Genomic DNA, 7,948 nt, shown 5'->3' on the forward strand with positions numbered 1-7,948 from the left:
CCTTGGGAGCTGAAGCCTATGCGAGGCTCGCCAAGATCAAGCACAGATACGATCCGGACAATCTGTTCCGCCTGAACCAGAACATCCTGCCAATGCACTAACGCACAATTCAAGTCGGGCGTACGGTAGCGACTCTCGCCTGGTCGTAGTGGCTTTGAACGCGCTGAGTCGCGAGGGACGCCCCAGCGTGGTCGCCACGATGCCGCTTTCAATCAGTGACAGATCTGTCCGCAACGACCGAGATTGGGCGCAAGCTGGTCACGGCTCCACTTGTGAAGTGGAGCCGCACCTGATCAAACCTCCGTTGCCTCCGAAAGTTCGAGAGCATCCTCAACATCGACGCCCAGATAGCGGACCGTGTTCTCGATCTTGGCATGACCGAGCAAAATTTGGATGGCTCGCAGATTTCCCGTCGCTTTGTAGATGATCGAGGCCTTGGTGCGACGCAGGGAATGGGTTCCGTATTCCTCTGGTCAAAGCCCGATCGCCTCGACCCATTCGTCGACGAGGCGGGCATACTAACTTGTGCTCATGTGAGCCCTTGGATTGATCCTGCTCGGAAACGCGTAATCATCGACTGTCCCGCCGCGTCGCTCCAGCCATGCGAGAAGGCTGGAGCGTGTGTCGCTCATCAACTGGTACTGAACAGGTCGGCCGGTCTTCTGTTGGATGACCATCGCGCGACTTCGGATTTCCGTCCTACAACAAGGTGGCCGATTTGATCTTGACCAGATCGCAGCCGCGCAACTTGCTGTCGATCGCCAAATCGAAGAGCGCTCTGTCTCGCAGACGCCGCTCTCGATCGAGATAGAAGCGTATCGCCCCATATCTGTCGAGTTTCAGAGGGCGTTTCGTTCCGATCTTCTTGCCTGCATTCCATGCGCGGCGATCGGAGGCGGCAAGGTCGTAGCACGAGTGTCCCATTTCGTTTCTCCTTCGGCCATGATGGCCACCGGAGAAACGTCGGTCGACGGTTATGGGCCGAAACTTGCCCTTCGGAATTCGGAACGAAGTTGTCGACAAGCAGCCCTTCAGCCTATGACGGCGTTCGTCGCTGTTGATGCTACCTGCTCTGTTTGGCTGTCGGCAGCGATGCGCGAAGCTAGTCCGTTGCTGGCACCACATTGCCGAGCCTCATCGGCCTGGCAATTGACCGATCATGTTTTACCCCGGCCTACAGGCAGGTCCTTGATCGGCTGCTGATAGAACATGCCGGTCGTGTCTTTGCGAGCGTCGATGAGACAGTACTTGCGGAGTTTGGTGGCCCTGTCGAGGCGTTGCGGTGTTTGACAATCAGGCAGACAATCGTTCACAGCTATGGATGCAAATCACGCCTTCCAGAACGGCTTTTGAAGTTCCGCCTCGACGGCAGCCGGGGTGAGAACGACGTCGTCGATCCGCTGAGGCCCATCTTCCGCCAGTCGCTTCAGTTCCTCGCGATAGTACTTGCGCTCGCGCCAGACCGCGACCAGGCCGCGCAGGGCGAAGAGTCTCGCCCAGACCGATACCGGTTCAGTCGTCCACGTCGGCTGTTCGCTCCAGAGAGACTGGTAGAGTCTTGAGGTAAAAGAAAGCTGCGTGCTCATTTGGCTCGTCCTTTCTTGGTGCTGCTAAAGTCGATAACGCTACTTTGGCGGATGAGCGGACCTGCGTACTAAAGCGCGGCCGAAACTGTTCCGAAAAATTCCGAAACGTTTAATATGGCGGGATGCAACGGGTTCACCTCACCTTTGGTCCGTTCCTGCTCGACCCTGAGAAGGGGACGCTCCTGCGACATGAAATACCGATCTCCATCGGGCATCGCGGCATCACGCTGCTCGCCACGCTTGCGGCCCGGCCCGGCGACATCCTGACCAAGGACGAGCTGATGGAAGCTGCCTGGCCGGGCCGGGCGGTCGAGGAAAGCAATCTCACCGTCCAGGTTGCGACGCTGAGGAAGGCGCTCGGCCCCACCGACCAAGGTGGCGACTGGATCGCCACCGTGCCTCGCGTCGGCTACCGCTTCACCGCGCCTGTCGAGCGCGTGGAAGGTTCAGTGCAGCGACCAATCGCGCCGTCCGGCAAACCCACCATTGCCGTGCTGCCCTTCGCCAATTTGAGCGGCGATCAGGACCAGCATTATCTGAGCGACGGCATCACCGAAGATATCATCACTGAACTGGCGCGATACCGGTCGCTCGTGGTGATCGCGCGTAATTCATCTTTTCAGTTTCGTGGGCCAGCGCCGGAGGGCGCGGAAGTCCACCGGCAACTCGGCGCGCGCTACCTCGTCGAGGGCAGCGTGCGACGGCTCGGGAGCCGTATCCGGATCACGGCGCAGCTGATCGACGGCGCCAGCGGCTTCCATTTGTGGGCTCAACGCTACGACAGGGCGCTTGAGGACATCTTTTCGGTTCAGGAGGAGGTGGCGGCACTCGTGGCTTCAACCGTCCAAGGCGCCGCCGAGGCAGATGCGACTAGCCGCTCGCGGCGAACGCCGCCGGCCGATTGGGCCGCCTACGACTACTACTTGCAGGGTCGCGCGCACTACCATCAGTATGAAATGGACAAGGGCGAATCCATGTTTACCCGGAGCGCCGAACTCGATCCGACTTTTGCTCAAGGTCATGCCTATCTAGCGCAGTGCCTGGTTGCGCGATTCTGGTACGACCGCGATCCTCGTACGCTGCAAAGTGCCTTGCGGTCTGCGCGCACAGCGCTCCTGCTCGACCGGAATGACGGCATCTGCAACCAGAGCATGGGTCTCGTGCTTGTACATATGCGCCAGCATGGGGATGCCGGACTGCATTTCCAGCAGGCCCGTTCGCTCAATCCGCACGACGTCAACATTGCCGGAGACTATGCAAGCTGGCTCAACTACGGCGGCCAGCCTCAGCAGTCCTTGGCGGTCCTCGAAAGGGCCATACTGCTCGACCCGTTGCCCCCGGTCTGGTTCTGGGAGGTGAAGGGAAGCGCGCTCTTCCTGCTCGGCCGATATGCCGACGCCATCGACGCTTATCGGAAGGCCGGCGACCAGTTCTTCATCCATGCCTTTCTCGCGGCGGCCTACGCCCATCTAGGCGAGATGGAAAACGCGCATGTCGCAGTCGAAGCCACACTGAGGCTGCAACCAGACCTCTCGCTTGGCTACCTTGCCCGCCTTCCCTTCGCAGACCCATCTTCCTTCGAGCACTTCCTCTCCGGCTTCAGAAAGGCCGGCTTTTTATAGGATCCAGCCGGTCCGACAACTCATCGCCGCAGTTGCGTGCATGTGAGCAGTAAGAAGGACGATGGCAATGATAATCGACAGGACAACCTCCCATACTGTTGGAACCTGACATACGGGGTCATTGCTGGATCAGGCCCGTCGTCCAGCAACGCAGTCATGTTACCTTTGGCAGACCGTCCGCTTTCGGGCGAAGGTAAAGTTTGCCGAACGTCCGAGATCAGGCGCATTGCTGCCGCCAGCCGGCAACCGCTGCGAGGTGAGGAAGGACAATGGGATTGTGCCTGGCGCCTGATCGCTCGCATCGAGAAGAAAGACCCGCCATGTGGAAGCTGCCGGACCCGATCACCACGGTCGGGCGTCACGGCATCCTGTTCGGGACCGCCATACTCCCATGAGTGCCAGCGACGGCTGGTTCAACCTTCGGCAACAATATCTGCTCGTTATGTGAAACTGGAAAGAAACGCGCAGTCGCGCGACCTTCTCTACACTGAGGTACTTGGATATCGCTCGCGCAGTATCCTCTCGACTTGACGCGTGTCCACGGTGCCCGGAATGTCAGGCGCACGCCTGAGTTCACCAAGTGGGTTCTCTCGACCCGGCAGTGGGGCTGCCTCGCCTGGTCCGCTCGGATTGCTACCAATACCAGCTGTGTTTTGGGCATGCGTTTGAGGGCCAGTCTTCAGAGCCTCGCCGGACAGGTGGAAATGAGCTCGGTGCGATCAGCATGGACAAGTACCTTGCTCGAACTTGACATAGCCGACGTCTTCGCGGCCCGCCATGCACTCGACGGCGATGGCCATCCCGGCTCCAACCTTGAAGCTGTTCTCTGGCACTAACTATGGTCCGCCCCAGCCCAGTCCGAATGAATGGCCATGGATTGGGTAGCCGCAAAAAATTCCGCGGCCGTCAAGAACATCGAGTACTGCCTTGTACAGATCGCTTGCCGTTACGCCAAGGCGGCATGCGGCCACGCCTGCCTCAATTCCGGCAATGGCAACCGTCGTAGATTTCATTCTGCCGCGCGGACCACTTTCCCCGACAACGACAGACCTTGAGAAGTCCCAGACCTAGCCTTCGACAGAAGGCGATGAGGGCCTGCCCCTCAGACCCCGTGAACATCATGCGAACACGACGCCAAAAGCTTCATTGCCCTCATCTCGCGGCAGATCCAATGCTGACGCAAGGAATCAGCCGTCGGCGGCCGCTCAAAATTTACCATTCTCATGAATAGTCCCAAATATTTAACACCTACCGATATCTTGGCGGCTATAGTCCGGGCCGCGCTGGTGGACTTGGAAATATCTCGGCATGTGCGGTTTTAGCGGCTATTTCGGCACTGTCCGGGATGGGAGGGCGCTCCTTGAAAGGATGACGGCTGCCATTGCCCATCGCGGCCCCGATGAGCAGGGGTTCTTCACCACAAAGGCGGCCGGCCTCGGCCATGCGCGGCTGTCCATCGTCGGTCTCGGGGACGGCCAGCAGCCGATGTCCGATGCGACGGGCGATCTGACGATCGCCTTCAACGGCGAGATCTTCAACTATGTGGAATTGCGCGAGCAGCTTCGCGCGAAAGGCCGCCATTTCCGGACAACCAGCGACACCGAAGTGATCCTGCATCTCTATGACGAGATGGGGGAGGATTGCGTCTCCGCGCTCAATGGCGATTTCGCCTTTGCGCTCTGGGACGGCCGCCGCCGCCGCATGGTTCTGACGCGCGACCGCATGGGGGTCCGGCCGCTCTTCTATACAAGGCAGGGCGAACGGCTTTACTTCGCCTCGGAGGTCAAGGCGCTCCTCCAGGCCCCGGGCGTCGCGGCCGAGATTGATCCGGTCGCACTCGACCAGATCTTCACGCTCTGGGCCCCGATCGCGCCGCGCACGCCCTTCCGCAACATCTACGAGATCGAACCCGCAAGCCTGATGATCGTGCAAGAGGGCAGCGTCTCGACCCGGCCCTACTGGAGTCTGGAGTATCCCGACCGGGACGCGCCGCCCCGGCACGGGGACGAGCGTGCCGCGGCCGAGGAACTGCGCGCCCTCCTTACGGAGGCGACCCGCATGCGCATGCGCGCCGATGTGCCAGTCGGCGCCTATCTGTCTGGCGGCCTCGATTCCTCCATCACATCGGCGCTGGCGGCGGGCATGGCGCCGGGTGGCCTCAGGACCTTCTCGGTCACCTTCGATAGCGCCGAACATGACGAGAGCCCCTTCCAGATCGAGATGGCCCGTGCGCTCGGCACGCATCACAGCGCCGTCGCCTGCGGGGAAGGCGATATCGCCGCCGTCTTCCCTGACGTTATCCGCTTCACCGAGCGGCCGATCCTGCGCACTGCCCCTGCCCCGCTCTACAAGCTCTCGAGCCTCGTGCGCGAGGCCGGCTTGAAAGTGGTGCTGACGGGCGAAGGCGCCGACGAAGTCTTTGGCGGCTACGATATTTTCAAGGAGGCCAGGGTTCGGCGCTTTTGCGGGAGACAGCCCGGCTCCCGCATCCGGCCGCATCTGTTCCGCAAGCTCTACCCCTATCTTCCGGGCCTAAGGCAGCAATCGGCCGAGTACCTGTTCTCCTTCTTCGGGGCTAGCGGCGCGACGCTTGACGATCCGCTGTTCTCCCATCGGCCGAGGTTCGACGGCACGGCGGCGACGAAGCTGTTCTACTCGGGCGATCTGCGTGCCACATTGTCCGGATATGACGCCGCCGAGGAGCTCGCCGCGCGGCTGCCCGAGGCGTTCGCCCGCTGGCATCCCTTGCATCAGGCGCAATATCTGGAAGCCCGCTTCCTTCTCCCTGGCTATATCCTGTCCAGCCAGGGCGACCGCATGGCGATGGCCCACGGCATCGAGGGCCGCTTTCCCTTCCTCGACCATCATCTGGTCGAGTTTGCCGCCGGCCTTCCTCCCGAGATGAAGCTGAAGGGGCTCGTGGAGAAGCATATTCTGCGGGAGGCGACCAAAGACCTGCTGCCGGCCGCCATCGGCCGGCGGACCAAGCAGCCCTATCGCGCACCGGATAGCCAGTCCTTCGTTGGGCCGGGCACGAGGGACTATGTCCAGTCGGCCCTGGGCGACGCCGCAGTCAGCGCCGGCGGGCTCTTCAATCCGAAGGCAGTGGCAAAACTACATGAGAAATGCAGCCGCCAGCCGGCCTCCGGCTTTCGCGACAACGCGGCCTTTGTCGGCATCCTGTCGACGCAGCTGTGGCTGACGACTTTCACCGGCACAGGCATTTGCAACGCAAAGGCCGCCTGACACCACCAAGGAAAGCGAACGACATGACCGATACGATCCAAGACGCAGTGAAGGCCTTTGTCATCGAGAACTTCCTGTTCGGCGACACCACCCACGCCCTCGCCGATACGGACTCGCTGATCGAGAACGGCATCATCGATTCGACCGGCGTTCTGGAACTGGTGGCCTTTATCGAGGACCATTGCGGAATCACAGTTGCGGACGCCGATATTGTGCCGGCCAACCTCGATTCACTGGCGCGCATCACGGCCTTCATCACAGCGAAGACCGCATCGCTCGTCGCGGCGTGACGGCTGGCAGCGGAAGGCCCGAGCTCATGCGGGTCGAGCAATTCCTCATCACGAACGCGGCCGCGCATGGCGCGAAGACGGCGCTTGTCACCGACCGGGAGCGGTTGCGCTATGACGAGCTCGACGATCTGTCGAACCGGCTTGCGACCGCTCTCGCCGAGAATGGCGTGCAGCGCGGCGACCGCGTTCTCGTCTTCATGGACAATTGCTGGGAAGCCGCCGTCTCGATCTTCGCGGTTCTCAAGGCGGGCGCGACCTTCAGCCCGATCAACGCCTCCACCAAGGCCGACAAGCTCGCTTATGTCATCGACGATTGCGAGGCTGCGGCGATCCTGACTCAGGCCAAGCTGATGCCTGTCGTGATCCAGGCGCGTGCGCTGTCGGACCGGCCGTTCTTCGTCGCGTCTACGCAAGCGCCATCCAGCCATACGCCGGATGGCGCTGCCTCCTTCGAGGATTGTCTCAAGGTCGCGCCGGTGCCCATTCGCCATGGCGGGATCGATATCGACCTCGCCATGCTGATCTACACCTCGGGCTCCACCGGCCGCCCCAAGGGCGTGATGATGACGCATCGCAATATCGATGCCGCGGCCGAATCCATCACGACCTATCTGCGCAACACCCGTGACGACATCATCCTCAATGTCCTGCCCCTGGCTTTCGACTACGGCCTCTATCAACTGCTGATGGCGACGAAGCTCGGCGCGACCCTCGTCCTCGAAAAATCATTCGCCTTTCCGCAGGCCATTTTCGAGCGCATCCGCGCCGAGAAGGTCACCGGTTTCCCGCTGGTGCCGACGATGGCGGCGCTGATCCTGCAGATGCGCGATTTGGCGCCGGGTTTCCTGCCGAGCCTTCGCTATATCTCGAACACCGCCGCCGCCCTGCCGCCGGTGCATATCGCCCGGCTGCGCGAGCTGTTCCCCGGCGTACGGCTCTTTTCCATGTACGGTCTGACGGAATGCAAGCGCTGCACCTACCTGCCCCCGGAGGAGCTGGACCGCCGGCCGGGTTCCGTCGGCATCGCTATTCCCAACACGGAAGCGATCGTCGTCGACGATGAGGGCAACCGCGTGCCACCGGGCGTGGCGGGCGAGTTGGTCATCCGCGGCCCGCATGTCATGCAGGGCTATTGGCGCAACGAGGTGGCCACGGAGCAGATGCTGCGTCCCGGGCCGCATCCCTGGGAAAAGCGGCTCCACGC

At 61.6% G+C, this 7,948-nt stretch carries 6 protein-coding genes and 1 pseudogene; 5 read left to right on the plus strand and 2 right to left on the minus strand.

Annotation, left to right across the window (positions count from 1 at the left end):
- Positions 1-101, plus strand: a 101-nt coding sequence (locus EN932_RS23195; protein WP_164890583.1) for a BBE domain-containing protein, incomplete at its 5' end; no start/stop codon positions are given.
- A 192-nt stretch (positions 102-293) separates the two neighbouring features.
- On the opposite strand, the pseudogene EN932_RS23200 reads toward EN932_RS23195, so the two are convergent.
- Together EN932_RS23200 and EN932_RS23205 are read right to left on the minus strand one after the other, a co-directional pair.
- A pseudogene (locus tag EN932_RS23200) lies at positions 294-924 on the minus strand (tyrosine-type recombinase/integrase).
- 404 nt (positions 925-1,328) lie between these two features.
- Positions 1,329-1,586, minus strand: coding sequence for a hypothetical protein (locus EN932_RS23205; RefSeq protein ID WP_128338155.1), 258 nt, complete (start codon positions 1,584-1,586; stop codon positions 1,329-1,331).
- Between the two features lie 122 nt (positions 1,587-1,708).
- Here EN932_RS23205 and EN932_RS23210 point away from each other — a divergent pair, with 122 nt between their 5' ends.
- The 4 genes from EN932_RS23210 to EN932_RS23230 all read left to right on the plus strand — a co-directional run.
- The gene (locus tag EN932_RS23210) at positions 1,709-3,208 is read left to right on the plus strand and encodes a winged helix-turn-helix domain-containing tetratricopeptide repeat protein (RefSeq protein ID WP_128369097.1); all 1,500 of its coding nucleotides are present in this window, start codon (positions 1,709-1,711) and stop codon (positions 3,206-3,208) included.
- A 1,308-nt stretch (positions 3,209-4,516) separates the two neighbouring features.
- A complete protein-coding gene (gene asnB, locus EN932_RS23220) occupies positions 4,517-6,454 on the plus strand; it encodes an asparagine synthase (glutamine-hydrolyzing) (protein ID WP_128369098.1) in 1,938 nt (645 codons plus the stop codon).
- 23 nt (positions 6,455-6,477) lie between these two features.
- Entirely contained in the window at positions 6,478-6,744 is a 267-nt protein-coding gene (locus EN932_RS23225; RefSeq protein WP_013525356.1) for an acyl carrier protein, read from the plus strand.
- Between the two features lie 26 nt (positions 6,745-6,770).
- Positions 6,771-7,948: long-chain fatty acid--CoA ligase (locus EN932_RS23230; protein ID WP_128369099.1), on the plus strand; the 1,178-nt coding region annotated here is incomplete at its 3' end.

The sequence above is a fragment of the Mesorhizobium sp. M7A.F.Ca.US.002.01.1.1 genome (assembly GCF_004022955.1).
GTDB lineage: Bacteria > Pseudomonadota > Alphaproteobacteria > Rhizobiales > Rhizobiaceae > Mesorhizobium > Mesorhizobium ciceri.

Bases quoted from the DNA above. Each gene is read 5' to 3' on its own strand.
- EN932_RS23205 (WP_128338155.1), bottom strand. From the start codon at position 1,586: ATGAGCACGCAGCTTTCTTTTACCTCAAGACTCTACCAGTCTCTCTGG.
- EN932_RS23210 (WP_128369097.1), top strand. From the start codon at position 1,709: ATGCAACGGGTTCACCTCACCTTTGGTCCGTTCCTGCTCGACCCTGAG.
- asnB (WP_128369098.1), top strand. From the start codon at position 4,517: ATGTGCGGTTTTAGCGGCTATTTCGGCACTGTCCGGGATGGGAGGGCG.
- EN932_RS23225 (WP_013525356.1), top strand. From the start codon at position 6,478: ATGACCGATACGATCCAAGACGCAGTGAAGGCCTTTGTCATCGAGAAC.